Origin of the sequence: Comamonas sp. SY3 (assembly GCF_041730275.1) — a bacterium.
Classification (GTDB): Bacteria; Pseudomonadota; Gammaproteobacteria; order Burkholderiales; family Burkholderiaceae_C; genus Comamonas; species Comamonas sediminis.
The window spans coordinates 170,170-195,535 of record NZ_JBGTYN010000001.1 but is presented as its reverse complement, the minus strand read 5'-3'; the positions used below and the strand labels follow the sequence as shown (position 1 = coordinate 195,535).

Annotated in this window: 19 protein-coding genes, 1 other RNA gene and 1 pseudogene; 7 read left to right on the top strand and 14 right to left on the bottom strand. The window is 64.0% G+C overall.

Going from position 1 to position 25,366, the window contains the following annotated elements; all coding sequences use genetic code 11:
• Positions 1-29: 29 nt before the first annotated feature.
• The 8 genes from ACCQ08_RS00815 to gyrA all read right to left on the bottom strand — a co-directional run bounded on the left by ACCQ08_RS00815 (position 30) and on the right by gyrA (position 12,645).
• Positions 30-1,703 (bottom strand): alkaline phosphatase, encoded by a 1,674-nt coding sequence (locus ACCQ08_RS00815; protein ID WP_373448588.1) that lies wholly within the window; start codon positions 1,701-1,703, stop codon positions 30-32.
• A 184-nt stretch (positions 1,704-1,887) separates the two neighbouring features.
• On the bottom strand, positions 1,888-2,214 hold the full coding sequence (locus ACCQ08_RS00810; RefSeq protein ID WP_021027333.1) for an integration host factor subunit beta: 327 nt from the start codon (positions 2,212-2,214) through the stop codon (positions 1,888-1,890).
• Positions 2,215-2,340: 126 nt separating this feature from the next.
• Complete coding sequence (rpsA, locus tag ACCQ08_RS00805) at positions 2,341-4,023, bottom strand: 30S ribosomal protein S1 (protein WP_021027334.1); 1,683 nt, start codon at positions 4,021-4,023, stop codon at positions 2,341-2,343.
• Between the two features lie 202 nt (positions 4,024-4,225).
• Positions 4,226-6,313, bottom strand: coding sequence for a bifunctional 3-phosphoshikimate 1-carboxyvinyltransferase/cytidylate kinase (locus ACCQ08_RS00800; protein WP_239811408.1), 2,088 nt, complete (start codon positions 6,311-6,313; stop codon positions 4,226-4,228).
• A 147-nt stretch (positions 6,314-6,460) separates the two neighbouring features.
• Positions 6,461-7,354 (bottom strand): prephenate dehydrogenase/arogenate dehydrogenase family protein, encoded by an 894-nt coding sequence (locus tag ACCQ08_RS00795; protein WP_239812664.1) that lies wholly within the window; start codon positions 7,352-7,354, stop codon positions 6,461-6,463.
• Between the two features lie 22 nt (positions 7,355-7,376).
• Positions 7,377-8,477, bottom strand: a complete 1,101-nt coding sequence (gene pheA, locus ACCQ08_RS00790) for a prephenate dehydratase (protein WP_312409637.1) — start codon at positions 8,475-8,477, stop codon at positions 7,377-7,379.
• Between the two features lie 99 nt (positions 8,478-8,576).
• Entirely contained in the window at positions 8,577-9,680 is a 1,104-nt protein-coding gene (serC, locus tag ACCQ08_RS00785) for a 3-phosphoserine/phosphohydroxythreonine transaminase (protein WP_373448587.1), read from the bottom strand.
• Between the two features lie 103 nt (positions 9,681-9,783).
• On the bottom strand, positions 9,784-12,645 hold the full coding sequence (gyrA, locus tag ACCQ08_RS00780) for a DNA gyrase subunit A (RefSeq protein ID WP_373448586.1): 2,862 nt from the start codon (positions 12,643-12,645) through the stop codon (positions 9,784-9,786).
• A gap of 228 nt (positions 12,646-12,873) precedes the next feature.
• Here gyrA and ompA point away from each other — a divergent pair, with 228 nt between their 5' ends.
• The 4 genes from ompA (at position 12,874) to ssrA (ending at position 15,379) form a co-directional block, all read left to right on the top strand.
• On the top strand, positions 12,874-13,530 hold the full coding sequence (gene ompA / locus ACCQ08_RS00775) for an outer membrane protein OmpA (RefSeq protein WP_305852716.1): 657 nt from the start codon (positions 12,874-12,876) through the stop codon (positions 13,528-13,530).
• An 83-nt stretch (positions 13,531-13,613) separates the two neighbouring features.
• Positions 13,614-14,324 carry a bifunctional 2-polyprenyl-6-hydroxyphenol methylase/3-demethylubiquinol 3-O-methyltransferase UbiG gene (gene ubiG / locus ACCQ08_RS00770; RefSeq protein ID WP_312409631.1) on the top strand — a complete coding sequence of 237 codons (711 nt, stop codon included), beginning with the start codon at positions 13,614-13,616 and terminating at the stop codon, positions 14,322-14,324.
• On the top strand, positions 14,324-14,989 hold the full coding sequence (gene gph / locus ACCQ08_RS00765) for a phosphoglycolate phosphatase (RefSeq protein ID WP_312409629.1): 666 nt from the start codon (positions 14,324-14,326) through the stop codon (positions 14,987-14,989). The genes ubiG and gph overlap by 1 nt, the downstream gene beginning before the upstream one ends.
• Positions 14,990-15,001: 12 nt before the next feature.
• Positions 15,002-15,379, top strand: a transfer-messenger RNA (tmRNA) gene (gene ssrA, locus ACCQ08_RS00760).
• Between the two features lie 306 nt (positions 15,380-15,685).
• Here the strand turns inward: ssrA and ACCQ08_RS00755 are convergent.
• From ACCQ08_RS00755 to ACCQ08_RS00730, 6 genes and pseudogenes are all read right to left on the bottom strand, one after another.
• The gene (locus ACCQ08_RS00755) at positions 15,686-16,159 is read right to left on the bottom strand and encodes a hypothetical protein (protein ID WP_373448585.1); all 474 of its coding nucleotides are present in this window, start codon (positions 16,157-16,159) and stop codon (positions 15,686-15,688) included.
• Entirely contained in the window at positions 16,156-16,527 is a 372-nt protein-coding gene (locus ACCQ08_RS00750) for a site-specific recombinase resolvase (protein ID WP_095558464.1), read from the bottom strand. The genes ACCQ08_RS00755 and ACCQ08_RS00750 overlap by 4 nt, the downstream gene beginning before the upstream one ends.
• Positions 16,527-17,738 (bottom strand): annotated as a pseudogene (locus tag ACCQ08_RS00745) (recombinase family protein); the annotation flags it as partial. The gene ACCQ08_RS00750 and the pseudogene ACCQ08_RS00745, both read right to left, overlap by 1 nt.
• Positions 17,687-20,167, bottom strand: coding sequence for a biotin carboxylase N-terminal domain-containing protein (locus ACCQ08_RS00740; protein WP_373448584.1), 2,481 nt, complete (start codon positions 20,165-20,167; stop codon positions 17,687-17,689). The gene ACCQ08_RS00740 and the pseudogene ACCQ08_RS00745, both read right to left, overlap by 52 nt.
• Before the next feature lie 80 nt (positions 20,168-20,247).
• Positions 20,248-21,678 (bottom strand): NAD-dependent succinate-semialdehyde dehydrogenase, encoded by a 1,431-nt coding sequence (locus tag ACCQ08_RS00735; RefSeq protein ID WP_373448583.1) that lies wholly within the window; start codon positions 21,676-21,678, stop codon positions 20,248-20,250.
• Between the two features lie 24 nt (positions 21,679-21,702).
• Positions 21,703-22,779 carry an alcohol dehydrogenase gene (locus ACCQ08_RS00730; RefSeq protein ID WP_373448582.1) on the bottom strand — a complete coding sequence of 359 codons (1,077 nt, stop codon included), beginning with the start codon at positions 22,777-22,779 and terminating at the stop codon, positions 21,703-21,705.
• A 258-nt stretch (positions 22,780-23,037) separates the two neighbouring features.
• Between ACCQ08_RS00730 and ACCQ08_RS00725 the strand changes: the two genes are divergently transcribed.
• The 3 genes from ACCQ08_RS00725 to ACCQ08_RS00715 all read left to right on the top strand — a co-directional run bounded on the left by ACCQ08_RS00725 (position 23,038) and on the right by ACCQ08_RS00715 (position 25,284).
• A complete protein-coding gene (locus ACCQ08_RS00725) occupies positions 23,038-23,700 on the top strand; it encodes a TetR/AcrR family transcriptional regulator (protein ID WP_312409595.1) in 663 nt (220 codons plus the stop codon).
• A 124-nt stretch (positions 23,701-23,824) separates the two neighbouring features.
• Positions 23,825-24,328, top strand: coding sequence for a sigma-70 family RNA polymerase sigma factor (locus tag ACCQ08_RS00720; RefSeq protein WP_312462035.1), 504 nt, complete (start codon positions 23,825-23,827; stop codon positions 24,326-24,328).
• The gene (locus ACCQ08_RS00715; protein WP_373448581.1) at positions 24,328-25,284 is read left to right on the top strand and encodes a FecR domain-containing protein; all 957 of its coding nucleotides are present in this window, start codon (positions 24,328-24,330) and stop codon (positions 25,282-25,284) included. The genes ACCQ08_RS00720 and ACCQ08_RS00715 overlap by 1 nt, the downstream gene beginning before the upstream one ends.
• Positions 25,285-25,366: the final 82 nt, after the last annotated feature.

Here is a 25,366-nt window from a genome sequence, read left to right as displayed (position 1 = left end):
CAGAATGTTGGCCGCGCAGGACTACAGGATCAGGCCCATTGCGGCCCAGCCACCTGATCCTCCACCACAAAGCGGGCCAAGGTGTGTGCGCCGCTGTTCGCGTACTGCGGCTGGTCAATGACGCGCAGCTGGGTGGTCCAGAGTTTGGGGGTGATATCGCAGAGCCCATAGCCGCGTTCATCGCAGCGGGCCAGCAAGACATGGGGGTTGCGGGCCACGATGGCGTCGACCCGGGCCTGGGTGGTGCCGGAGTGCGAGCTGATCGAGGTGCCACAGAATTCGCTGGCCAGCACGCGCTCTGGGGTGGCCCTCTCCAGGTCCTGGATGCGGCATACATAGTTCTGGTGGATGTCGCCCCCCAGCAGCACGGTGTTGCGCAGCTGCGCCTCAGCCACCGCACGCAGCAGCCGTTGGCGCGCGGCGGGGTAGCCATCCCAGGTATCGGCGCTGCTGCGGCCGCTGGCAAAGTTACGCGCGGCAAACAGGGTTTGTTGGCAGATAACGCTCCAGCGCCGGCTCTGGGGCTTGTCCGCGCGGTTGCCCGCCAGCTGCGCCGCCAGCCAGCGCTCTTGCTCCCAGCCCAGAAAGCTGCGGCTGTTGCGGGCCAGATCGGCGCAGTCTGCGGCCTTGACCGAGGCCGGACTTTTTTCTGTCGCTGCGCGGCAGGCCTGGGCATCGCGGTACTGGCGTGCATCGAGCACCCACATATCGGCCAACGCGCCCCAGCTTTGCTGGCGGTACAGCGGCGTGTGGGCAGGGGGCAGGGCCAGGCCCGCCTGTTTGCAGGCCACCGAGGCGCGCAGCGGCATGTTCTCGTAAAACGCCTGGTACGCGGCCATGCGCTTGGCGACAAAGGCCTGGATCTGGCCCACGCCATAGTCGCCCACATAGTTGTCTTCGACCTCGTGGTCGTCCCAGGTCACGAGCCAGGGGCAGTGGGCATGCATGGCCTGCAGATCCGGATCGCTCTTGTGCAGCGCATAGCGGTCGCGGTAATCCTGCAGTGTTGCGGCATGGACAAGCGGCTGCAGCCGCGCGAGACGGCTGCTTTTTTGCTTGGCCGTAGATGCGGGCGAGGCATATTCGTAGATGTAATCGCCGAGAAAGACCACCAGATCGGGATCGTCCTCGCGGGCATGGCGCCAGGCGGCGTAGTAGCCATGTTCCCAGCGCTGGCAGGAGGCGTAGACCAGGCGCAGCTGCGCCACCGCAGCACCGGCGGCAGGCGCAGTGCGGGTGCGGCCGGTGGCACTGGTCTGGCCCTGGCAGTGAAAGCGGTAGTAGTACCAGCGGCCGGCCTCCAGGCCCTGGGCCAGCACATGCACGCTGTGGCCGCCGTCAGGGCTGGCCATGGCGTCGCCCTGGCGCAGGATCTGGCGGAACTGCGCATCATGGGCCAATTCCCAGTGCACCTCCATCGGGCGCAGCAGGGGTGTGCTGGCACTGGGCAGCAGCCGCGTCCACAGCACCACGCTGCTGGCATCGGGCTCGCCACTGGCCACGCCCAGGCCAAACAGCTGCTCCGAGACCGGCCAAGGCGCCATGGGCAGCGGGGCGTTGCTGCCTGCTTGCGCGATGGCGGGCAACTGGGCGGCCAAGCCCAAGGCGCCCAGGCTTTGCAGCCATTGGCGCCGGTTGGGGTGCTGGGCCAGGTTTGGGTCCCCATCTTGGGTCGGGCGGCCGGGTGGTGGTTGCTGCAGCATAAGGTGACGGTGGGTAGCCCAGCATAGCGCTGGCGCCGATCCGCAGCATGCTGCACAGGTACCTCGGTGACATCAGTGCAGCGTGGGGAATGGCGAGCATAAAAAACGCTCCTCGAGGGAGCGTTTGTTGGTTTAGCTTCTAACTGCCTGGGGTAGATGGGCCATCCGGTGGTTCAGCCAGCGCTTATTCGTCGTTGTTCTTGGGGCTGGCGGTCGAGGTCAGGATGTTGCTGGGGTCGTCCACCGATTCGCGCAAGGCCTTGCCGGGCTTGAAATGGGTGACGCGCTTGGCGGGCACCTGCACGGCTTCGCCGCTGCGTGGGTTGCGGCCCAGGCGGGGTTGGCGGTGGGTGATGGTGAAGCTGCCAAAGCCACGGATCTCGATGCGTTGTCCGCGTACCAGCGAGTCTTCGATGGCCTCCAGAATCGTTTTGACGGCCTGCTCCGCATCCCGCTGTGTCAGCTGGTGGAAGCGAGCGGCAAGCTCTTCAATCAGATCGGATCGGGTCATACGAATGTGGAATCTTCGTGAATCAAATAGTCAAAGCGTTGGTGGGCGCACTGGGCGCCCACCTTGTCTGCAAGCTACCGACTATACCAAGGCTGGCAAGGCATGGGTCGGTAGCGGAGCCGTCAATTACTTGTCGGCGTCCAGCTTGGCGCGCAGCAGTGCGCCCAGGCTGGTGGTACCAGCATTTTCCTTGGACGATTGCTGCGACAGCGAAGCCATGGTTTCTTGCTGTTCAGCGTGGTCCTTCTGCTTGATGGACAGGGAGATGCTGCGGCTCTTGCGATCCACATTGGTCACCACGGCGGTCACTTCATCGCCTTCCTTGAGCACGGAACGTGCGTCTTCCACGCGGTCCACCGAGATTTCGGAAGCACGCAGGTAGCCGACGATGTCGTCGCCCAGGTCGATTTCAGCGCCCTTGGCATCCACAGACTTGACCTTGCCGGTCACGATCTGGCCCTTGTCGTTCACGGTAGCGAACGTGGTGAATGCATCGCTGTCGAGCTGCTTGATGCCCAACGAGATACGCTCACGGTCCACGTCCACGGCCAGCACGATGGCTTCCACTTCCTGGCCCTTCTTGTAGTTACGAACTGCGGCTTCGCCGGTTTCGTTCCACGACAGGTCAGACAGGTGCACCAGACCGTCGATGCCGGAGGCCAGGCCCACGAACACGCCGAAGTCGGTGATCGACTTGATCGGGCCCTTGACGCGGTCACCGCGCTTGGTGTTCTGCGCGAATTCCTGCCATGGGTTGGCCTTGCACTGCTTCATGCCCAGGGAGATACGACGCTTGTCTTCGTCGATTTCCAGAACCATGACTTCGACTTCGTCGCCCAGGGTCACGAGCTTGGAAGGAGCAACGTTCTTGTTGGTCCAGTCCATTTCGGACACGTGCACCAGACCTTCGATGCCTGGTTCCAGTTCCACGAACGCGCCGTAGTCGGCAATGTTGGTGACCTTGCCGAACAGACGGGTGCTCGATGGATAACGGCGCGACACGCCCATCCATGGATCGTCGCCCATTTGCTTCAGACCCAGCGAGACACGGTTCTTTTCGGTGTCGAACTTCAGGATCTTGGCGGTGATTTCCTGGCCAGCGGTCACCACTTCGGATGGGTGACGCACGCGGCGCCATGCCATGTCGGTGATGTGCAGCAGGCCGTCGATACCGCCCAGGTCCACGAACGCACCGTATTCGGTGATGTTCTTGACCACGCCTTGAACGATGGAGCCTTCCTTCAAGGTTTCCATCAGCTTGGCGCGCTCTTCGCCCATCGAGGCTTCCACCACAGCGCGGCGGCTCAGCACCACGTTGTTGCGCTTGCGGTCGAGCTTGATGACCTTGAATTCCAGGGTCTTGTTTTCGTAAGGGGTCAGGTCCTTGATCGGACGGGTGTCGATCAGCGAGCCTGGCAGGAAGGCGCGGATGCCGTTGACCAGAACGGTCAGACCGCCCTTGACCTTGCCGGAGGTGGTGCCGGTCACGAATTCGCCCGATTCCAGCGCCTTTTCCAGGGCCAGCCAGGAAGCCAGACGCTTGGCGGTGTCGCGCGACAGGATGGTGTCGCCGTAGCCGTTTTCGATGGAACCGATGGCCACGGACACGAAGTCGCCCACTTGGACTTCGATTTCGCCCTGGTCGTTCTTGAATTCGTCGATTGGCACATAGGCTTCGGACTTCAAGCCGGCGTTCACCACCACGAAGTTGTGCTCAACGCGCACGACTTCAGCAGTGATCACTTCGCCAGGACGCATTTCGGTGCGTGTCAACGACTCTTCAAAAAGGGCGGCAAAAGATTCAGACATGTATTTCCTTAGACACGAGCAGGTTTCCGGCAGCACCATTGCTGACGTTTTTAAGGCTGGCCGTGCAGGTTGTGTGGTTGTGACGCCACGGGGTTCAAAGTTAAACAACCCGGCAACCCATGGCGGCTAGATCCACCAGTAGAAGGCTGCAGGGGCGGGTAATACCGTCAGCGAAGGCAGCTGAGGGGCGCTGGGCGCTTCATCAGGCCTGTTCTTTGCCAAACGGCTGTCGCTTTTCCCACCAGGACAGCACCTGAGCGACCGCGTTGTCCACGCTCATCTCGGAGTTGTCCAGCAAGAATGCATCCTGCGCTGCATGCAAGGGGGCGGTGGCGCGGTTCATGTCGCGCGCATCGCGTGCCTCCAAGTCAGCACGAAGGTCGGCTATTGTAGCCGGTATTCCTTTTTCAATCAACTGTTTATGGCGGCGCTCGGCGCGCTTGGCTGCACTGGCCGTCAGGTAGACCTTCAAAGGGGCCAGCGGGAAAATCACGGTGCCCATGTCGCGCCCATCGGCCACCAGGCCCGGCAGCTGGCGAAAATCGTGCTGGGCCTGTACCAGCGCCTGGCGCACGGCGGGCAGCGCGGAGACCAGGGAGGCGTTGGTGCCCGCTTCTTCACTGCGGATGGCCAGGCTGATGTCCTCGCCATCGAGGCGCACGCGCTGGTCGGCGCCGAACTGGATATCCATCTGCGAAATCAACGCGGCAATCTGGCTGGCATGCTCGGCATCGATCGGAATGCCGGCGCGGAGGGCCGCCAGCCCGGTGATGCGGTAGAGCGCGCCTGAGTCGAGCAGGTGGTAGCCCAACTGCTGTGCCACGGCCGAGGCCACCGTGCCCTTGCCCGACGCGCTGGGCCCGTCGATGCAGATCACCGGGACCGAGCCGGGCACGGCGCGCACGGCCGAGAACATGGCCTCGAAGTAACCAGGGAAGGTCTTGGCCACGCACTTGGGGTCTTCAATGCGCACCGGCAGGCCGGCCGGGTTGAAGGCGGCCAGCGAGAAGCACATGGCCACGCGGTGGTCGTCATAGGTGTGGATGCTGGCGGGCTTCCAGGCCTCGCGGTTGGCCGGCGGCGTGATGCGCAGATAATCCGCGCCTTCTTCGACCACGGCGCCGAGCTTGCGCAGCTCGATGGCCATCGCCGCCAGACGGTCGGTTTCCTTGACGCGCCAGCTGGCAATATTGCGCAAGGTGGTGGTGCCGTTGGCATACAGCGCCATTGCCGCCAAGGTCATCGCCGCATCGGGGATGTGGTTGCAATCCATGTCGATGGCCTGCAGCGGCCAGGCACCCCGGCGGATCTCCAGCCAGTTGGGGCCGCTGGTGATGGCAGCGCCCATCGCGCGCGCGGCATCGACAAAGCGGATATCGCCCTGGATGGATTGCGCGCCCACGCCCATGACCTTGACGACCCGGTCCACCGTGGAGGTGCCGCCCTGCGCATTGGGCTTGCTGCCCTTGCTGGCAGCAATGGCGCCCAGCGCGATGAAGTAGCTGGCCGACGAGGCATCGGCCTCGACATGGATCTCGTGCGGGGACTGGTAACGGCTGCCGGCCAGCACGGTAAAGCGCTGCCACTGCTCGTTCTTGATCTGGATGCCAAAGCGCTTGAGCAGCTCCAGGGTGATATGGATATAGGGCTTGGAGATCAGCTCGCCGGCCACTTCAATGACGATGTCCTGGCGCGTGGCCACCAAGGGCAGTGCCATCAGCAGCGCGGTGAGGAACTGGCTGGAGACATCGCCGCGCACGGTGATGGGCGTGTTCAGCTGCAGCTGCGCGGCTGTTACCGGCTGAATGCGCAGCGGCGGAAAGCCGTCGTTGCCCAGGTAGTCGATCTGGCAGCCCAGCTGGCGCAGCGCATCGACCAGGTCGCCAATGGGGCGCTCGTGCATGCGGGGCACGCCGCTCATCTCGAAGTGGCCGCCCAGCAGGGCAAGCGCAGCGGTCAGCGGCCGCATGGCCGTGCCGGCATTGCCCAGGAACAGCGCGGTGCTGCGGGCCGCCAGCGCAGGCGCCAGCTGGCCGGCAATGCCGGTGATGTGGTAGCTGTTGAGGTGGGCCGGATCGGTGCTGCGCACCACGGCGCAGCCCAGTTGTTCCAGCGCGCGCAGCATCACCTGGGTGTCGTCGGAGTCCAGCAGGTCATGGATGGTGGTCGTGCCCGCGCTCAATGCGGCCAATAGCAGCACCCGGTTGGAGATGCTCTTGGAGCCGGGCAGCTGCACTTCACCATGGGCGCTTTGCAAGGCGGGGATATCGAGAAATGCAGTGGAGAACATGGCGGGCTCTGCGGTGGGATGGTGGCGCCTGGCCTGCAGTGCAGGCGGCGCTGTGTCACAAAAAGAAGGTGGCGCTACCCGTGTTCTCAGGCAGCGCCACTGGCTATTATCGGTCCACCGGCTGCGCCGGCACCTTTGGTAGGCGGATCAGACGGTGGTTTTGTGCTTGGAGAGCGACTCGGGGGTGTAGAGCTTGCCTTGCTTCCACTGGGCGCGCGTGCTGCTGGCCTCGCGCAGCAGCTGCTCCAGTGCGGGCTGATCGTCGGTCAGCAACGCCGCTTCGTAGCTGCCCAGCATATGCTGCAAGGACTGGATCTGCTTGAGGATCTCGCTGCGATTGGCCAGGAAGATGTCGCGCCACATCTGCGGCTCGGCCGCAGCAATGCGGGTGAAATCGCGAAAACCCGGTCCGGCCAGCGACAGCATGCGGTGCGCACCGTCTTGCGACAGCAGCGAATTGATGTAGGCCATGGCCACCAGATGCGGCGCGTGGCTGCTGGCGGCCAGCGCTGCATCATGCTGCTCGGGCGCCATGCTGGTGACATGGCTGCCAATCGCTTTCCAGATGGCTTCGGCCTGGCGCAGCTGGGCCACCTTGGTCAACTCGGTCGGGGTGAGCACCACCTGGGCATCGCGGTAGAGGTTGACATCGGCATGGTCGACGCCAAACACTTCCTTGCCGGTAATGGGGTGGGCCGGCACAAAGCAACCAAAGCGGTCGCGCAGCGCACGGCGCGCGGCTGCCACGACATCCATCTTGGTGGAGCCGACATCCATCACCAGCGTGTCGGGGTTGATCAGGTGCTTGATATTGGCCAGCGTGGACTCGGTCGATGCGACCGGGATGGCCAGCAGCACCAGATCGGCGCCCGAGACGGCCTGCAGCGCCGAGCTGGCTTCTTCATCGATGACGCCCATCTGGCGCGCACGGCTGGTAGTGGATGGCGACTTGCTGTAGCCGACAATGCGTTTGACCAGCCCGGCCCGCTTGGCTGCGAGGGCAAATGAGCCGCCCATCAGCCCGCAGCCGATCAGCGCCATATGTTCAAACTTTTTCACCGGTTCAACTCCCGACAGGGTAGGCGCCGAGCACCTTGTAGAACGCGCACAGCGCGCGCAGCTCTTCCAGGGCCTTGGCCACATGGGGCTGCGACGGGTGGCCGTCCAGATCAATATAGAAATAGTATTCCCACTGGCCCGTACGGGCCGGGCGGGATTCGAAGCGCGTCATCGACACGCCGTGCTTGCTCAGCGGCATCAGCAGCTCATGCACGGCGCCTGGGCGGTTGGGCACCGAGACGACCAGGCTGGTGCAGTCCTTGCCACTGGCCTCAGGCGTGGCCAAGGTGTGGGGCAGGCAGATGATCGCAAAACGCGTGCGGTTGTAGGCGTCATCCTGGATCGCGTGGCTGATGATGTGCAAGCCGTATTGCTGGGCGGCACGCTCGCTGGCGATGCCGGCAATGTTGGGGTGCAGCGCCGCCAGGCGCGCGCCTTCGGCATTGCTCTCGACCGGGCGGCGCTCGGCATGGGGCAGGTGCTTGGACAGCCAGCCCTGGCACTGGGCCAGCGCCTGGGGGTGCGCGGCCACAACCTCGATGCCATCGAGCGAGTTGGTCGTGCGCATCAGGTTATGGCGGATCAGCAGGCTCACCTCGCCCACGACGTGGCAGGGTGTATGCAGGAACATGTCCAGCGAACGGGTGACCACGCCTTCGTTCGAGTTCTCCACACCGACGACGCCAAACTGCGCACTGCCGGCGGCAGTGGAGTGGAAGACCTCTTCAAAACTGTTGCAGTACTTGATATCGGCGGCACCGCCGAAGTACTGGATCGCTGCCTCTTCACAGAAGGTGCCTGCCGGGCCCAGGATGGCCACACGCTGGGGGGACTCCAGCGCCAGGCAGGCGGACATGATCTCGCGCCAGATGGCCGAGACATGGGCCGCCTTCAGTGGGCCGGGGTTGGCGTTCTCGATCTTCTGGATGACCTGGGCGACCCGGTCCGGGCGGAAGAAGGGCGTGCCTTCGCGTTTTTTCAGCTCGCCCACCCGTTCGGCGACCAGTGCGCGTTGGTTCAGCAGGGTCAGCAGTTGCGTGTCGAGGTTGTCGATCTGGACGCGCAGCGCGGCGAGTTCAGGGGACGCTTGGGGTGAAGTGCTCATGGTGGCCTGGGTGTGCAGTGCGGGCAGCGCCTCAGAAGGCTGCCAACCAGTAAGGATAACGTAAGAGTGTTTCCCGGTACAAACCGGGGACGCTGGGGATCAGCCTTGTTTTTCAAAACTCTGCATGTAGTCCACCAGCGCCTGCACGCCGGCCAGTGGCATGGCGTTGTAGATGCTGGCGCGCATGCCGCCCACGGACTTGTGGCCCTTGAGCTGCAGCAGACCACGCGCCTTGGCGCCATCCAGGAAAGCTTGGTTGCGCGATTCGTCCTTGAGGAAGAAGGGCACATTCATGCGCGAGCGGCAGTCACGTGCGACGCGGTTCTCGTAGAGTTGCGAGCCATCGATGGCCTGGTAGAGCAGCTCGGCCTTGGCGGTGTTGCGGGCCTCCAGCGCGGCAACGCCGCTGGCGCCGCCTTCCTGCTGGCGCAAGATCCATTCAAAGGTCAGGCCGGCGATGTAGATGCCCCAGGTCGGCGGCGTGTTGTACATCGATTGGTTGTCTGCCACCAGGCGGTAGTTGAACGCGCTGGGGCACATGGCCATCGCGTGGCCGAGCAGGTCATCGCGCACGACGACCATGGTCAGGCCTGCCGGGCCCAGGTTCTTCTGCGCACCACCAAAGGCCAGGCCCACGCGGCTCCAGTCCACCGTGCGCGACGCCACATGCGACGAGAAGTCGATCACCAGCGGAGCCTGGCAGCCCAGGCTGGCCAGGTCGGGCAGCTGCTGGAACTCCACGCCATTGATGGTCTCGTTGCTGCAGATGTGCACATAGCGCGCATCGCTGCGCAGCTTCCAGCTGGCGGGGTCGGGGATATGGGTAAAGCCCTGGGCTTCGTCGGTCGCAGCCACGGCGGCGTTGCAGAACTTGGCCGCTTCCTTGGTCGACTTCTGGCTCCAGCTGCCGGTGACGACAAAATCGACCGCGCCGCCTTGCGACAGATTCAGCGGCACGATGGCGTTTTCCGCCAGGCCACCGCCTTGCATGAACAGGATGTGGAAGTTCTGCGGCACTGCCAACAGCTGGCGGAAGTCAGCCTCTGCCTTCTCGCAGATCGAGATGAACTCCTTGCCCCGGTGGCTCATCTCCATGACGCTCATGCCACTGCCGCGCCAGTCCAGCATCTCGCTGGCTGCTTGCTGCAGCACGTCTTCAGGGATGGCGGCCGGACCGGCCGAGAAGTTATAGGGGCGTTGCATGGAAGGCCTCGTTGGCTCGCGCAGCGAGCAGTGATAGCTATGAAAAAGGAGCAAAAATGGGCAGGAAAAAGCCATGTCGCAACATGGCTTTTTCGGTGGGGGCTCAGGAGCCGTCTGCGGGGTTCTGGGCGTCGTTGCCGTCCGCCGCTTCTGCACCATCGGCAGCTTCGGCGTTTTCGTCAGCCTGTGCATCGTTCTCCACGATGCGCTGCAGGCCGCTCAGCTTGGCGCCGGCGTCCAGCCCGATCAGGGTGACGCCCTGCGTGGCGCGGCCCATCTCGCGGATCTCGGCCACCCGGGTGCGCACCAGCACGCCGGTGTCGGTGATCAGCATGATCTGGTCATCCGGGCTCACCAGGGTGGCAGCCACGACCTTGCCGTTGCGCTCCGACTGCTGGATCGCAATCATGCCCTTGGTGCCTCGGCCATGGCGCGTGTACTCGGCGATCGAGGTGCGCTTGCCGTAGCCGTTTTCGGTGGCAGTCAGCACGCTGTGCAGCGTCTCACGCGGCATCTCGCCCAGTGCCGCAATGGCGGCGAGGTCAGCCGCTTCCAGCGCGGCGCGTGCCTCGTCGATCTGCTTGCGCAGTGCTTCGATATCGGCGGCCGGGGCCTGGGCGTCCTGCAGCTCCTTGTCGCGGATCTGCAGATTGTCCAGCGCATCCTTGGCCTTGCGAGCCTCGACTTCTGCAGGGTGCTGCTCTGCGACCAGCATCGCGATCAGGTTCTGGTTCTCGTCGATGTTCATGCCGCGCACCCCACGGGCATTGCGGCCCATCGGGCGGACATCGTTTTCATCAAAGCGCACGGCCTTGCCGCCGTCGCTGAACAGCATCACGTCATGCCGGCCTTCGGTCAGTGCCGCGCCGATCAGCACGTCGCCATCATCGAGGCCCACGGCAATGATGCCGGCCTTGCGCGGGTTGCTGAATTCGTCGAGCGAGGTCTTCTTGACGGTACCCATGCGGGTGGCCATGAAGACATAGTGATCGGCCGGGAAGCTGCGGTACTCGCCGGTCAGCGGCAGCACCACGTTGATCTTCTCGTCGTCCTGCAGCGGGAACATGTTGACGATGGGGCGGCCACGCGAGCCGCGCGAGCCGGCAGGCACTTCCCAGACCTTGAGCCAGTACAGGCGACCGCGGTTGGAGAAGCACAGCAGGTAGTCATGCGTGTTGGCGATGAAGAGCTGGTCGATCCAGTCGTCTTCCTTCGTCGCCGTGGCCTGCTTGCCGCGCCCGCCGCGCTTTTGCGAGCGGTATTCGCTCAGCGGCTGGCTCTTGATATAGCCAGTATGCGACAGGGTCACCACCATGTCGGTCGGGGTGATCAGGTCTTCGGTCGACAGGTCTTGCGCGCTGTATTCCACCTGGCTGCGGCGTGCGCCCAGCTTGGTCTGGCCGAACTCGGTCTTCAGGGCCACCAGCTCTTCGCCGATGATGGTCGAGACACGTTCGGGCTTGGCCAGGATGTCGAGCAGGTCTTCGATGACCGCCATGATGTCCTTGTACTCGGCGACGATCTTGTCCTGCTCCAGGCCGGTCAGGCGCTGCAGACGCATCTGCAGAATTTCCTGCGCCTGCGTCTCGGACAGGCGGTAGAGGCCGTCCTGCTGCATGCCGAATTCCACTTCCAGGCCTTCCGGGCGGTAGTCGTCGGCATTGACGACGCCGCCATCGGTGCGCGTGCGGGTGAGCATCTCGCGCACCAGCTTGCTGTCCCAGCTCTTGGCCATCAGCTCGGCCTTGGCCACCGGTGGGGTGGGGGCGTTGCGGATGATGGCGATAAAGTCGTCGATATTGGCCAGCGCAACGGCCAGGCCTTCGAGCACATGGCCACGGTCGCGTGCCTTGCGCAGCTCATAGACGGTACGGCGCGTCACCACTTCGCGGCGGTGTTCCAGGAAGACCTTGATCAGGTCCTTCAGGTTGCACAGCTTGGGCTGGCCATTGACCAGGGCCACCATGTTCATGCCGAAGGTGTCCTGCAGCTGGGTCTGCTTGTACAGGTTGTTGAGCACCACCTCAGGTACTTCACCGCGCTTGAGCTCGATCACCAGGCGCATGCCGGACTTGTCCGACTCGTCCTGGATATGGCTGATGCCTTCGATCTTCTTCTCGTGCACCAGCTCGGCCATGCGCTCCTGCAAGGTCTTCTTGTTGACCTGGTAGGGCAGCTCGTCAACGATGATCGACTGGCGCTGGCCCTTGTCAATATCTTCAAAGTGCACCTTGGCGCGCATCACCACCTTGCCCCGGCCGGTGCGGTAGCCTTCCTTGACGCCATTGATGCCGTAGATGATGCCGGCCGTTGGAAAGTCGGGCGCGGGCACGATTTCCATCAGGTCATCGACCGTGGCATCGCTGTGGTGCAGCAGATGGAGGCACGCATCCACCACTTCATTAAGGTTGTGCGGAGGAATATTGGTGGCCATACCCACCGCAATACCGGCCGATCCATTGATCAGCAGATTGGGTACGCGCGCGGGCAGCACCAGCGGCTCGCTCTCCGAGCCGTCATAGTTCGGGCCAAAGTCGACGGTTTCCTTGTCGATATCGGCCAGCATCTCATGGGCGATCTTGGACAGGCGGATTTCGGTATAACGCATGGCCGCAGCACTGTCACCGTCCACCGACCCGAAATTACCCTGACCGTCGACCAGCATATGGCGCAGCGAAAAATCCTGGGCCATGCGCACGATGGTGTCGTACACCGCGATGTCACCGTGCGGGTGGTACTTACCAATGACGTCACCGACAATACGCGCACTCTTCTTATAAGGGCGGTTCCAATCGTTGTTCAGCTCATGCATCGCATAGAGAACCCGGCGGTGCACCGGTTTCATGCCGTCTCGGGCATCTGGCAGAGCCCGGCCGACGATCACGCTCATCGCGTAATCGAGGTAGCTGCGGCGCATTTCCTCTTCCAGGCTGATCGGCAATGTTTCTTTAGCAAACTGGGTCATAGTGCTGGCATAGGGTGACGAAGTACAAGAGGCATTTTAGGCGCAAGCTGATGTTGCATGTCGGCAACATTCTAGGCCCAAAGCGCTTTTGTCTTACCGTTGGCGCTACAGATAACTATGGCGATCCGGTACGCCTATGGCACAATAAGTAAGAACGTTTTTGGTGATGGTCACTGACGACGTCTTGATTCGCAGCGCGGCTGCGGCTTTTTCCCCAAGAGGAGAACCATGAAGAAACTGAACAAAGTGGCGATGTTGTTTGCCTCTGCAGCGCTTGCAACCGCCGCTGGAGCACAAATTAAGGCTGCTGACGGCGGCAACGTTGTTGACAACTGGCAAAACGGCAGCGGTGAGTTGGTCTGGAAGAACGGTACCAACGAACTGTGCTGGCGCGATGCTAACTGGACCCCTGCTACCGCTGCTGAAGGCTGCGACGGTGCCCTGGTGAAGGCTGCTCCTGCACCTGCTCCAGCACCTGCTGTTGCTCCAGCTGCTCCTGCACCTGCTCCAGTGGCTCCTCCAGTCGCTCAGACCCAAAAGGTTACCTACGCTGCTGACGCATTCTTCGACTTCGACAAGTCGGTGCTGAAGCCAGAAGGCAAGGCCAAGCTGGACGATGTGGCTTCCAAGGTGAAGAACATCAACCTGGAAGTGATCATCGCTGTGGGTCACACCGACTCCATCGGTTCCGATGCTTACAACCAGAAGCTGTCCGTGCGTCGCGCTGAAGCTGTGAAGGCTTACCTGGTGTCCAAGGGCATCGACAAGAGCCGCGTGTACACCGAAGGCAAGGGCGAAAAGCAACCAGTGGCAGACAACAAGACTGCAGCTGGCCGCGCCAAGAACCGTCGCGTGGAAATCGAAGTGGTGGGCACCCAGAAGTAATTCTTCTGCCCCTGCGCAAAAAGCCCCATTCGTGGGGCTTTTTTTATGCCCGAATCCGGCTGCAGATGGTGGACAATCAGGCCATGAACCAGACTGTGAATGCCGATCCGGCCGAATTGGCCAAGTTTTCCGAACTCGCCATGCACTGGTGGGATCCGGACAGTGACTTCAAACCCTTGCACCAGATCAATCCACTGCGATTGGAATGGATCCATGGCATCAGCCCGTTGAATGGCCAGAAGGTGCTCGATGTGGGCTGCGGCGGCGGCATTCTGAGTGACTCGATGGCGCGCAAAGGCGCCACCGTGACCGGAATCGACCTGGCCACCAAGGCGCTGCGCGTGGCCCAGCTCCATGCACTGGAAGCGCAGACTCCTAATATCAGCTACCAGGAAATCGCTGTCGAAACCCTGGCACAGCTGCAGCCCGAGAGCTTCGACACCGTCACCTGCATGGAAATGCTCGAGCATGTGCCCGATCCGGCTTCGGTGGTTCAGGCCTGCCATGACCTGGTCAAACCCGGTGGCTGGGTGTTCTTCTCCACGATCAACCGCAATGCCAAGGCCTTTGCGCTGGCGATTGTGGGTGCGGAATACATCCTGCAAATGCTGCCCAAGGGCACGCATGAGTTTGCCAAGTTCATCCGGCCCTCGGAACTGGCCCACTACTGCCGCAGTGCCGGCCTGGTGCAGCAGCACAGCAAGGGCCTGCAGTTCAATCCGCTGACGCAGCGCTACTGGCTCAATGAAGACACCAGCGTCAACTACATGATCGCTACCCGAAAGCCCGGCTGATGCAAAGATCGATACGCGCCATTCTGTTCGACCTGGACGGAACCTTGATTGACAGCGCACCCGACCTGGGCGCAGCAGCAGACCAGATGCGGGTAGCCAGGGGCTTGCCGTCGTTGCCGATGGCCGACTACCGGCCGTTTGCCGGATCGGGCGCGCGTGGCATGCTGCGCGTGGCCTTTGGCATGCAGCCCGAGGATGCCGAGTTTCCCACGATGCGCGAGGAGTTCTTCCAGAACTACGAACGCCGCATGACGCAGGACACGACCGTGTTCGACGGCGTCTCCGACATGCTCGCCAGCATTGTGGCGCGCCAGCTGCACTGGGGCGTGGTGACCAACAAGTCCAAGCGATTTACCGAGCCGCTGTCGCGCCAGATGGCCTTGTTTGCCAGCGCCGGTGCGGTGGTGAGTGGCGACACGACGCCGCATGCCAAGCCCCATCCCGAGCCGCTGTTGGAAGCAGCGCGCCGCATCGGCGTGGCTCCGCAGGACTGTGTTTATGTCGGCGACGACGAGCGCGACATCATTGCCGGCAAGGCGGCCGGCATGCATACCGTGGCAGCCGTGTACGGCTACCTGGGCGAAAAGCAGTCGGTCGCGCACTGGGAAGCCGACGATGTCATCAATTCTCCACACGAGCTCTTGAAACGTCTGAAACTGGCCTAAAATAGATGCCATGGGGCTGTCCTGGTTTCGACGTGGGTTCGGGATCGGTGTGGTGCATGTCGAGCTTGAATGATGCTCGTAAATCTCCGTTCAAAAAACTAACTGCAAACGACGAACGTTTCGCACTCGCCGCTTAAATCCGGTGAGCCTTGCAACAGTATGTTGATGGGCTGGGCAAGGGGGTAGCAATACCTCCCGGCTGCAAGGGAATTTACATCAGCTGGCCGTCTACCGGGTACCTTGGTAGATGGCAAGATCTAAGGGTACTGGCTTGCAATGCAGCGTGTGTCTGCGCGGCTTTGCAGGCGAGATTCAAACCAGAACACTAAACATGTAGATCTGCTCGACGAAGGCTGACGGACGCGGGTTCAATTCCCGCCAGCTCCACCAATACCCAAAATCCCAACCCTCATCGGTTGGGATTTTTTTGCCCGTTCCCCCAGTGTTGGCGCGGTTTTCGGGCCTGGCCTCGCGAGCGCCGCCCCTGCGAAGTCGTCTTTTTTGCCCCCACCGACGCCTCTCTGTTCTCCGTTTTCTCTGGTGGCCACGCGAGCGTTCTCGAGGCCATTTCCTTTGCTGGCGCGGGTTTAGAGGCGGTCAGTTGTGGCTGGCAACTCCTGTAGCGGTGGCGACCGAGTGCCGAGCGGCCGCAAAAAAACCGCCCGCAGGCGGTTGCTGGCGCTGGGTGCGACGCGCTCACCCAGGTGGCGCGAGCACGCGCATCTGGTCGCCCCAGCCGTTTGGCCAAGGTCTGCGCATCACCTTTTCCAGCACGGCATCGGGCGAGCCCACCAGCCGTTCCACGAGCTCCGGGGCCAGGAGCGTCAGCCGCATGACCCGGCGCACCTGTGTCACGTCCATGCCTTCGGCCTCGGCGATCTCGGCTACTGATGCCGCCCGCTGCTCATCCAGAAGGCGTTGCCAGTGGTGCGCCAGTCCGAGCGCCCGCATCAACGCGGTGTCCTGCGCGGCCGACCGGGCTTCCCGCTCCCGGGTGGCCTCGGACAGAAATTCCTGCGGCGCGTCCAAGGGCGTGATGACCTGCTTCTTCAGCCCCCGCTTCACCAGCGTCCAGGGCACGAAGGTTTCCAGTTGCACGCCTCCTGCCGGGTTCGGCAGTTGATAGGTGACCGGATCACCCTTGAACCGGCCCCGGTGCTTCTTGCTCATGCGTCCTCCTCAAAGCGCTTCACGATCTGGCGTTGCGCCTCCCAATCCACCGGCAGCGGGTTGCGCTGGAACCAGATCAGGTTCATCCGGCGAGGCTGCCGCCCGGCCATCAGCAGTTCGAGGATGTCAGGCGCGAGCAGGGTCAGGCGCATCAGCTCGTTGGGCACCGAGGGGTGCAGTCCTTCGGCCCGGGCAATGTCTGATCCACTCTTCATCACACCGGTGTCCACGAGGTGCTGCCAGTAGAAACCGCGTGCCACCCCCTCCAGCAGCGTCACATCGTGAACGTGGCGCTCGTCGGCTGCCACCCGCCGCGCGCCCCGGCGGCGAAACGTCAGGGGCACGAAGGTTTCCAGTGTGTCGTCCATCAGGCTTCGACCTCCACCAGTTCCGCGCCGATGCCCCTTGGGGCGAACTCACCGATCAGGGCGTCCCAGCCCAGTTCCCGCCACTTCACCTTGATGCCCTGCACCTCGCCGACGTGGACGAGGTCGATGCGCTCGATCATCAGGTTGGCGATGCGGTGACGCTCGACCGGGAACAACTGATCCCACACGTCGTTGAGCCGTCCCATCGCCATCACCGTGGTGGCCTCGTCGATCTGACCGCCGTTGCGCTGGATGTGGCGCACCACCGATGCGATGGATTCCGGGCTGGTCAGCACCGTGCGGATCTGGGCCACCACCGCCGCCTCGATCTCAGGTGCAGGCAGGCGTTCGTAGCTCTTGCCCGGTGCCCCGAACCGGCTTTCCGACTTGGACACGTAGTAGTGGTACTTGCGCCCGTTCTTGCGCGAGTAGGTCGGGTACATCCGTTCTCCCGAGGGGGCGTACAGCAGGCCGCGCAGCAAAGCGTCGGTGCGCGACCGGATCTTGGTTTCCACCGACCGGGTGTGCCCATCCCTGGCCAGCACCGTGTGGACCTTGTCCCAAAGCTCCTGGTCGATGATCGGCGGGTGAGCGCCGGGGTACCAGTTCCCTTTGTGCGACAACTCCCCCAGGTAGATGCGGTTGCGCAGCAGCTTGTGCAGGTACTTCTTGTCGATGCGCGTACCGCTGCGGGTCTGGCCCTCCTGCGTCGTCCAGGCCTTGGTCGTGATGCCGTCGGCAGTCAGATTGACGGCGATCTGGGTTGGAGAACCAATGGTCAGCATCTCCTCGAAGATGCGACGCACCACTGCCGCCTCGGCCTCGTTGATGACCAACAGGCGGTTGTCGACGTCGTAACCCAGGGGCGGGACGCCACCCATCCACATCCCCTTGCGCTTGGCGGCGGCGATCTTGTCGCGGATGCGCTCGCCGGTGACCTCGCGCTCAAACTGGGCGAAGGACAGCAGGACGTTGAGCATCAACCGACCCATCGAAGTGGTGGTGTTGAACTGCTGGGTGACCGACACAAAGGACACCCCGTGGCGTTCGAACACTTCGACCATCTTGGAGAAATCGGCCAAGCTGCGCGTCAGGCGGTCGATCTTGTAGACCACCACGATGTCGATCTGGCCGCGCTCGATATCCGCCATCAGGCGTTTCAGCCCCGGCCGATCCGTGTTGCCGCCAGAGAAGCCGGGGTCAGGTCGATCACGCCATTGCGCATCTGCACGGCCACCGGTCCCACCTCGTCGGCCGCCACCACGCCCAGGCCGCCGCCTTCGATCATTGCCGGCCCGGCCATGCCGATGCTGGCATCCTGCGTCGCAATGATCACATCGCAGCAGCCCAGCAAGGCGGCATTGCCGGCAAAGCAGCGGCCCGAGACCACGCCAATCGTCGGCACCTTGCCCGACAGCCGCGCCATGTGCGTGAAGGTGGTGAACTCCAGCCCCGACACGCCCACGTAGTCGGTGTCACCGGGCCGGCCACCGCCGCCTTCGGCAAACAGCACAAAGGGCAGGCCCAGGCGTTCGCTGGTGTGCACGATGCGGTCCATCTTGCGGTGGGCCATAAAGCCCTGCGTGCCGGCAAACACCGTGTAGTCATAGGCCATCACAGCGCAGCGCGACTGCTCGGGCCCAAACTGCAGGCCGTTGATGCGGCCCAGGCCGGTGATGGTGCCGTCCGCCGGGCTGAGGCGAATCAGCTCTTCCTCGCTGCGGCGGCCGCGCTGCATCGCCAGGGTCAGGCCGCCGTATTCGACAAAGCTGCCAGCATCCAGCAACTGGTCGAGGTTCTCGCGCGCGGTGTTCTTGCCATGGCGCCGGCGCTTGGCCACCGCTTCGGGGCGGGCCGCATCCATCAAGCCCTGCTGGCGCTGCAGCACCTTGGCCAGATCGGGGCGTATCGCATCGAGGTCAGCTTGCTGCTGCCCGCTGGCCAGCGCATCGGCCGATGCATCGGGCAGCACCCAGCCCAGCAGGGTGCCTGTCGCCACCACCTCGCCCAGCAGCGCGCTGCGCGCCACAAAGCGGCCGCCCTGGCCCAGGGCCACGCTGTGCTCCAGCTTCATGGCCTCCAAAACGGCCACCGATGCACCCTTGGCCAGCACGGTATGGGCATCGGTCTCCAGCGCAATCAAGCGCCCGCGCATCGCAGCGCGCACCGCATCTGCGCCTTCGGGCAGCGCGGGCTCGTCGTTGGCGCTGCAGGGCACAGGGTTCTGGCCGGCGGTCTGAGGACCAGGCTGGCGCTGTGCTGCCAGCGCTGTGGCTGCCGCATGCAGCGCCGGGCCTTGGCGTTCCACATAGGTGGTGTCGATCTTGCCGTGCTGTACCTGTGCGTCGCGCAGCAGCGCACGCAGGTAGTCCAGGTTGGTCTCCACGCCCTGGATATGGAACTCGGCCAGCGCGCGATCGGCCTTGGCGCAGAGCACCTCGAACTGGCTGGGCCCGCTGACGACCACCTTGGCCAGCAAGGAGTCGTAGTTGCCCGAGGTCTCGTAGCCGGTATAGCCAAAGCTGTCCACGCGCACGCCCGGGCCGGTGGGCGGCTCATAGAGCGCCAGGGTGCCGCCTGTGGGCAGGGCCTGGGCATCGGGCTGCATGCTTTCCATGTTCACACGCGCCTGCAGCGCCAGCTGGCGGGGCAGTGGCAGTGCCTGGTCCAGGCCCAGGTCCTGCAGGCTGGCTCCGTCGGCCAGCGCGAACTGCAGCGCCACCAGGTCCAGCCCGGTGATGGCCTCGGTGACGGTGTGCTCCACCTGCAGGCGCGGATTGCATTCGATAAAGATGCACTGCCCGCTGCGGCTGTCGACCAGGAACTCCACCGTGCCCAGGCCTTGGTAGTGCATCGCGGCGCCCAGGCGGCAGGCATGCTGCACCAGCTGCGCGCGCAGCGCGGGGCTGATGAAGGGGCTGGGCGCAATCTCCAGCAGCTTCTGGTGGCGGCGCTGCAAGGTGCAATCGCGCTCAAACAAGTGCTGCACCGCGCCGCTGCCGTCGCCCACGATCTGCACTTCGATATGGCGGGCGCCGCTGACGAGCTGCTCCACATACAGATCGCTGCGGCCAAAGGCGCTCAGCGCTTCGGAGCTGCAGCGGTCAAAGGCTGCTGCCAGGTCTGCGGCGTGCATCACCGCGCGCATGCCCCGCCCGCCGCCACCCGCCAGAGCCTTGAGCATCACCGGCCCGCCCAGCTGCTGCATGAAGGCCTGGGCCTGCGCCAGGCTGGTGGCACTGTGCGTGCCTTGTGCCACCGGTACCTGCTCACGCTGGGCCAGTGCACGCGCCCGGGCCTTGTCGCCAAAGGTCTCCAGCCCCTGGACCGAGGGGCCGATAAAGCGCAGGCCGGCGGCCGCGCAGGCCTGCGCAAATGCGGCGTTCTCGCTCAAAAAGCCGTAGCCAGGGTGGATGGCGTCACAGCCTTCCTGGTGTGCAATTTCAATCAAGTGCGCGCCGTTCAGATAGGCGGCTGCGCCCTGGGCGCCCAGTGCGCGTGCCTGGTCGGCAGTGCGGCGGTGCAGACTGGCTGCATCGTCGCTGGCGTAGACCGCAACGCTTGCGATGCCCCGGTCTGCGGCCGTGCGCGCAATGCGCACCGCAATCTCCCCTCGGTTGGCGATCAATACCTTGTGCATGGATATCCTTCTCTCTGCGATCGCGCTGCCCGCATCAGCGCGGCAGCGGGCCGGCATACTCTGGGCGCCGGCCTGCGCGTTCAAATGGTCTGGCTGACGAACTTGCTGCTGAGGTAGAAGGCCAGCGCATCGGCGCCGCCCTCGCTGGCATAGCCCGAATCCTTGACCCCGCCAAACGGCTGCTCGGGGTAGCCCATCGCGATCGAGTTGATGCCGACCAAGCCGCTTTCGATCCCGTTCTTGAACCACTCGCCGCGCGTGGCCGAGCCGGTGAACACATAGGCCGCCAGCCCCCAGGGCAGGCGGTTGGCCTCTTGCAGCGCCTGCGCATCGCTGTCAAAGCGCGCAAACGCGGCAATCGGGCCAAAGGGCTCTTCGTTGAAGATGCGCGCATCCTGCGGCACATCGGCCAGCACCGTGGGCGCAAAAAAGTAGCCCTTGCCCTCAGGCGCCTTGCCGCCCGTCACCACGCGGGCGCCCTTGGCCACTGCGTCATCCACCAGGGCCTGCATGGCGGCCACCCGGCGCGGGTTGGCCAGCGGGCCCATGCGGGTGGCCTTGTCCAGGCCATTGCCCATCACATAGCCTTCGGCAATGCGCTGAAAACCGGCAATGGCTTCGTCATACAACGGCGCCTGCACCAGAAAGCGCGACGGCGAGATGCAGGCCTGGCCGGCGTTCCAGAACTTCTGCACGCCCAGCAATTTCAGGCTGCGCGCCAGGTCGGCGTCGTCGCAAACGATGGCGGGTGCATGGCCGCCCAGCTCCATCGACACGCGCTTCATCGCGGCGCCCGCTTGGGCACTCAGGAGTTTGCCCACCGAGGTCGAGCCGGTGAACGAGATCTTGCGTACCACGGGGGAGGCAATCAGGTGCTCGGAGATATCACCTGGCACGCCATAGACCAGGCCCAGCAAGCCGGCAGGCAGGCCGGCCTGCTCCAGCACCTGGATGAAGCGGGCCAGCGCTACGGGCGTTTCCTCCGACCCCTTGACGATGATCGAGCAGCCGGCAGCCAGCGCGGCGGCAATCTTGCGCACGGCCTGGTTGATCGGGAAGTTCCAGGGCGTGAACGCCGCCACCGGGCCCACCGGCTCATGCTGCACATACTGGCGCAGCTCGGGCGAGCGCGGGGGGATCATGCTGCCGTAGCAGCGGCGTGCCTCTTCGGCAAACCATTCCAGCACCTCGCTGGCGCCCGACAGCTCGATGCGCGCCTCGGTCAGGCGCTTGCCTTGCTCGTGCACCAGCATCAGCGCCATCTCTTCGGCATGCTCGCGCACCAGCGCCGCGGCCTTGCGCAGATAGGCCGAGCGCTCCATCACCGAGGTCTTGCGCCAGGCGGCAAAGCCGGTCTGGGCCGCGGCCAGCGCGGCATCCAGGTCGGCGCGGCTGGCCTTGGCCACGCGGCCAATGCTGCTTTCATCGGCGGGGTTGATGATGTCCAGCCATTCCTGGCTGCTGCTGTCGCGCCACTGGCCGTCGATCAGCAATGGGACTTGGTAGTTCATGCGGTGCTCCTGGTTTTTCTGGCGTCAGCTTTGCAAAATGGCGCGGCCGGTGACCTTGCCGGCACGTAGCTCGTCCAGCACGGTCTGTACTTCGCCCAGCGGGCGGCTGCTGAGCGGCAACGGCGGCAACACCCCTTGCTGAGCCAGCGCCACCAGCTCGCGCAGCTCGGCCAGCGAGCCCACATAGGAGCCGCCGATGGAGATGGCACGCATGGGGATCAGCGGCAGCTGGATGCTGGCGCTGCCGCCAAACAGGCCGACGATGAGGATCTTGCCGCCCTTGCCGACGACGGCATTGGCAAACTCGAAGCTGCGTGTGGAGCCGACAAAATCGAGCACGGCCGACACGCCTTCGGCGCTGGAGCGCGCCAGGGTCTTGGCGGCATCGGCCTCGGCCGGGTCCACCACGCGGCTGGCGCCGGCCTCCAGCGCGGCCTGGCGCTTGGCCGGGTCGATATCGACAACAATGGGCCCCAGGCCATGCAGGGCCTTGGCCAGCGCCACGGCCGCCAGGCCCACGCCGCCCGCGCCGATGATGACCAGCGGCGCCTGCTCGGTCGCTGGCGCCACTTTTTTGAGGGCCGAGTAGGCCGTCAGCCCCGAGCAGGCCAGGGTGGCGGCAAAGGCGGCGTCAATGCCGGCATGGTCGATCAGGTAGCGCGGGTGGGGCACGCGCACATGGGTGCTGAAGCCGCCATCCCGCGTGGTGCCCAGGCTCTCGGGGCGGGCGCACAGGTGTTCATCACCCCGGGCGCAGAGCGCACACTGGCCGCAGCCAATCCAGGGGAAGACGATCACCGAGCGGCCCAGCGCGCCTTCGGCATCGGGCCCGTTGGCGGCCACGGTGCCGACGATCTCATGGCCCAGGGTGCGGGGCGGCTTGAGCACTTTTTCCAGGCCGAAATGGCGGCCATCGCCCAGGTCAAAAAAGCCCTCGGCCATGTGCAGGTCGCTGTGGCAGACGCCGCAGGCGCTGATGCGCACCAGCACCTCGCTGCCCTCAGGCGCAGCAATGGCGCGGCGCGCCAGTTGCAGCGGCTGGCCAAAATCGACGACCTGGTAACTCAGCTGTTCGCCAGGGCTGGCGGTTGCGTTCGACATGCGCTTGTCTCCTCAATCAATGGGGCTCAATGGCTGCTGGCGCGGCGCTTTGGCAGGGGCCTGAAACGGCTGCTCAGCGTTGGAAAAACCCAAAGATACTGATCAGTATCGATTGGTACTATTGGGGATTTCACGCATGGATGGCGGGGTGGCATCTTGTGCAAAACGGCCCGCCTTTCCACTATGCTGGGGCCATGTGTACAGCGTGCCGGCGCGCGCTACGGCCGCAGCCCCACGTCCACCAGGAGACCTTCAGCAGTGCAGCTACCACCCACCGACACCAACGCAGGCGATGCCAAGAACCAGATCCAGGAATACAAGGACACCTTGATCATCAATGCCGCTGCCGAGCTGTTCTACAAGCGCGGCTTCAAGAGCGCGACGCTCGATGACATTGCAGCCTCGATCGGCGTGACCAAGCCCTTCATCTACAAGCGTTTCAAGTCCAAGCACGAGCTGCTGGAGCGGCTTTTCGACAAGGTGTTTGCTGGGCTCTATGAGGCCGTCAGCCAGTGCGAACAGCTGGAAGACAAGGATCCCGTGCGGCGCTTTGCGTTTTTTATCGACACCTATACGCGCCGCAAGATCGAGCTGAGCAGCTTCTCGGCCATCCTGCTCGAAGAGGAAAAAAGCCTGAGCCCCGAGAAAATCAGCGATATCCGCAGCAAATACCACGGCTTTGATGCGCTGGTGACGCGGCTCATCGTCAATGGCGTGGAAGCCGGCGTCTTCAACGTCAGCAATCCCAAGGTAACGGCCTTTGCCATCAGCGGCATGGTGCAGTGGACGCACCGCTGGTACCAGCCCAACGGCAAGCTGTCCATCGAGGCGCTGTGCCAGGAGATGACGCAGATGGCGCTGCGTCTGGTCGGCTGGACAGGGCAGTACGTGCTGCCCGCGCCGCCTGCTCCGCAACGCTGACCTGCCGGGCGCATGGGGCGCGCCGGATGGCCTCGAAAGTCCTGTGTAAAGACGGTCTTTGCCATTGAATATAATTGAGAGTCATTCTCAACTATTGACTGTTGCAGCAGGGCGCGGACATCGCATGGCATCTCCCGGATACTTGGCTTCGCCCATCGAAGCGCTCTACAAAAACCACCATGCCTGGCTGCAGTCCTGGCTGCGGCGCCGTCTGGGCCATGCGGGCGATGCGGCCGACCTGGCCCATGACACCTTCATTCGGCTCATGCTGGCACCCCGCAACGTGGACGCTGCTGATGAACCGCGGGCCTTCCTGACCCATGTCGCCAAAGGCCTGGTGGTGGATTTATGGCGCCGGCGCGAGATCGAGCGCGCCTACCTGGAGACCCTGCAGGCCCTGCCCGAGCCGCATGCGCCATCGCCCGAGACCCAGCTGCAGGTCATCGAGGCCTTGGTGCAGATCGACCGGCTGCTGGCAGGCCTGGCGCCCCGCACGCGCCAGGTGTTTTTGCTGGCGCAGCTCGATGGCCTGAGCTTGCAGCAGATCTCCGACCAGGTCGCCATGCCGGTGATCACCGTGCGCCGCCATATCCACAAGGCCTTGCTGCGCTGCCTGGAGGCCGCGTGATGGCAGGCGTTGCCGCGCAAAACAGCTTGCTCAGCGAAGCGGCCGACTGGCTGATCCGGCTGCGCTATGAAACGCCCACTGCCAAGGAGCAGGCGCGCTTTGAACAATGGCGCAGCCAAAGCCCTGCGCATGAGGCGGCCTGGCACAAGGCCGAAGCCATGCTGGGCGTGTTTGCCCAAGTGCCTGCCGAGGTCTGCCAGCAAACCTTGAATGCCGTGCAGCGGCCCGACCGGCGCAAAAGCCTGGCCTGGCTGGGTGGCCTGCTGGTGGCGGCTCCCGCCGGCTGGCTGGCCTGGCGTGAGCTGTCCTGGCGCGACTGGATGGCCGACCAGGCCACCGCTGTGGGGCAATCACGCTCGCTGCTGCTGCCCGATGGCTCTACGTTGACGCTCAACACCGCCAGCGCGGTCGCCATCCGCTTCAACGCGCAAGAGCGCCGGGTGCGGCTGCTGGGGGGCGAGATCTTGGTGACCACGCATGCCGACCCATCGCCCCGCTACCGCCCCTTTGTCGTGGAAACACGGCAAGGCACCGTGCAGGCGCTGGGCACGCGCTTTAGCGTGCGCCGGGTGGATGCGGACACCAGCCGTGTCGCTGTTTTCAGCCACACCGTCGTCATCACCAACCAGCAAGGCGCCACCCAGTTGCTGCAAGAGGGACACACCGCTGACTTCAGCAACAAAAGCATCGGCCCGCCAACCGATGTGCAAGCCAGCGCCGCGCTGTGGGAGCAGGGCATGCTGCTGGCCAAGAACATGCCGTTGGCCGACGTTGTGGCCGAGATCGCCCGGTATCGGATGGCCCCTGTGCACTGCGATCCCGCCGTGGCACAGCTGCGGCTATCGGGCGCCCTGTCGCTCAAAGACACGGATGCCAGCCTGGCGCTGCTGGCGCAATCGCTGCCGGTGCGGATCGAGCGAGAGGCGCATGGGGTGGTGAGGGTGGTGGGGCGTTGAGATTTTTCTAGCCGCTCCTATGGATCTGCGTCCAACAAATGGCGACGTTGCAATGCCCAAGTCCATGCTTTTCATCTGAATA

What these genes read in the sequence shown, in the direction of transcription:
- ACCQ08_RS00815 (WP_373448588.1), bottom strand. Translation starts at nt 1,703, where the DNA reads ATGCTGCAGCAACCACCACCCGGCCGCCCGACCCAAGATGGGGACCCA.
- ACCQ08_RS00810 (WP_021027333.1), bottom strand. Translation starts at nt 2,214, where the DNA reads ATGACCCGATCCGATCTGATTGAAGAGCTTGCCGCTCGCTTCCACCAG.
- rpsA (WP_021027334.1), bottom strand. Translation starts at nt 4,023, where the DNA reads ATGTCTGAATCTTTTGCCGCCCTTTTTGAAGAGTCGTTGACACGCACC.
- ACCQ08_RS00800 (WP_239811408.1), bottom strand. Translation starts at nt 6,313, where the DNA reads ATGTTCTCCACTGCATTTCTCGATATCCCCGCCTTGCAAAGCGCCCAT.
- ACCQ08_RS00795 (WP_239812664.1), bottom strand. Translation starts at nt 7,354, where the DNA reads ATGGCGCTGATCGGCTGCGGGCTGATGGGCGGCTCATTTGCCCTCGCA.
- pheA (WP_312409637.1), bottom strand. Translation starts at nt 8,477, where the DNA reads ATGAGCACTTCACCCCAAGCGTCCCCTGAACTCGCCGCGCTGCGCGTC.
- serC (WP_373448587.1), bottom strand. Translation starts at nt 9,680, where the DNA reads ATGCAACGCCCCTATAACTTCTCGGCCGGTCCGGCCGCCATCCCTGAA.
- gyrA (WP_373448586.1), bottom strand. Translation starts at nt 12,645, where the DNA reads ATGACCCAGTTTGCTAAAGAAACATTGCCGATCAGCCTGGAAGAGGAA.
- ompA (WP_305852716.1), top strand. Translation starts at nt 12,874, where the DNA reads ATGAAGAAACTGAACAAAGTGGCGATGTTGTTTGCCTCTGCAGCGCTT.
- ubiG (WP_312409631.1), top strand. Translation starts at nt 13,614, where the DNA reads ATGAACCAGACTGTGAATGCCGATCCGGCCGAATTGGCCAAGTTTTCC.
- gph (WP_312409629.1), top strand. Translation starts at nt 14,324, where the DNA reads ATGCAAAGATCGATACGCGCCATTCTGTTCGACCTGGACGGAACCTTG.
- ACCQ08_RS00755 (WP_373448585.1), bottom strand. Translation starts at nt 16,159, where the DNA reads ATGAGCAAGAAGCACCGGGGCCGGTTCAAGGGTGATCCGGTCACCTAT.
- ACCQ08_RS00750 (WP_095558464.1), bottom strand. Translation starts at nt 16,527, where the DNA reads ATGGACGACACACTGGAAACCTTCGTGCCCCTGACGTTTCGCCGCCGG.
- ACCQ08_RS00740 (WP_373448584.1), bottom strand. Translation starts at nt 20,167, where the DNA reads ATGCACAAGGTATTGATCGCCAACCGAGGGGAGATTGCGGTGCGCATT.
- ACCQ08_RS00735 (WP_373448583.1), bottom strand. Translation starts at nt 21,678, where the DNA reads ATGAACTACCAAGTCCCATTGCTGATCGACGGCCAGTGGCGCGACAGC.
- ACCQ08_RS00730 (WP_373448582.1), bottom strand. Translation starts at nt 22,779, where the DNA reads ATGTCGAACGCAACCGCCAGCCCTGGCGAACAGCTGAGTTACCAGGTC.
- ACCQ08_RS00720 (WP_312462035.1), top strand. Translation starts at nt 23,825, where the DNA reads ATGGCATCTCCCGGATACTTGGCTTCGCCCATCGAAGCGCTCTACAAA.
- ACCQ08_RS00715 (WP_373448581.1), top strand. Translation starts at nt 24,328, where the DNA reads ATGGCAGGCGTTGCCGCGCAAAACAGCTTGCTCAGCGAAGCGGCCGAC.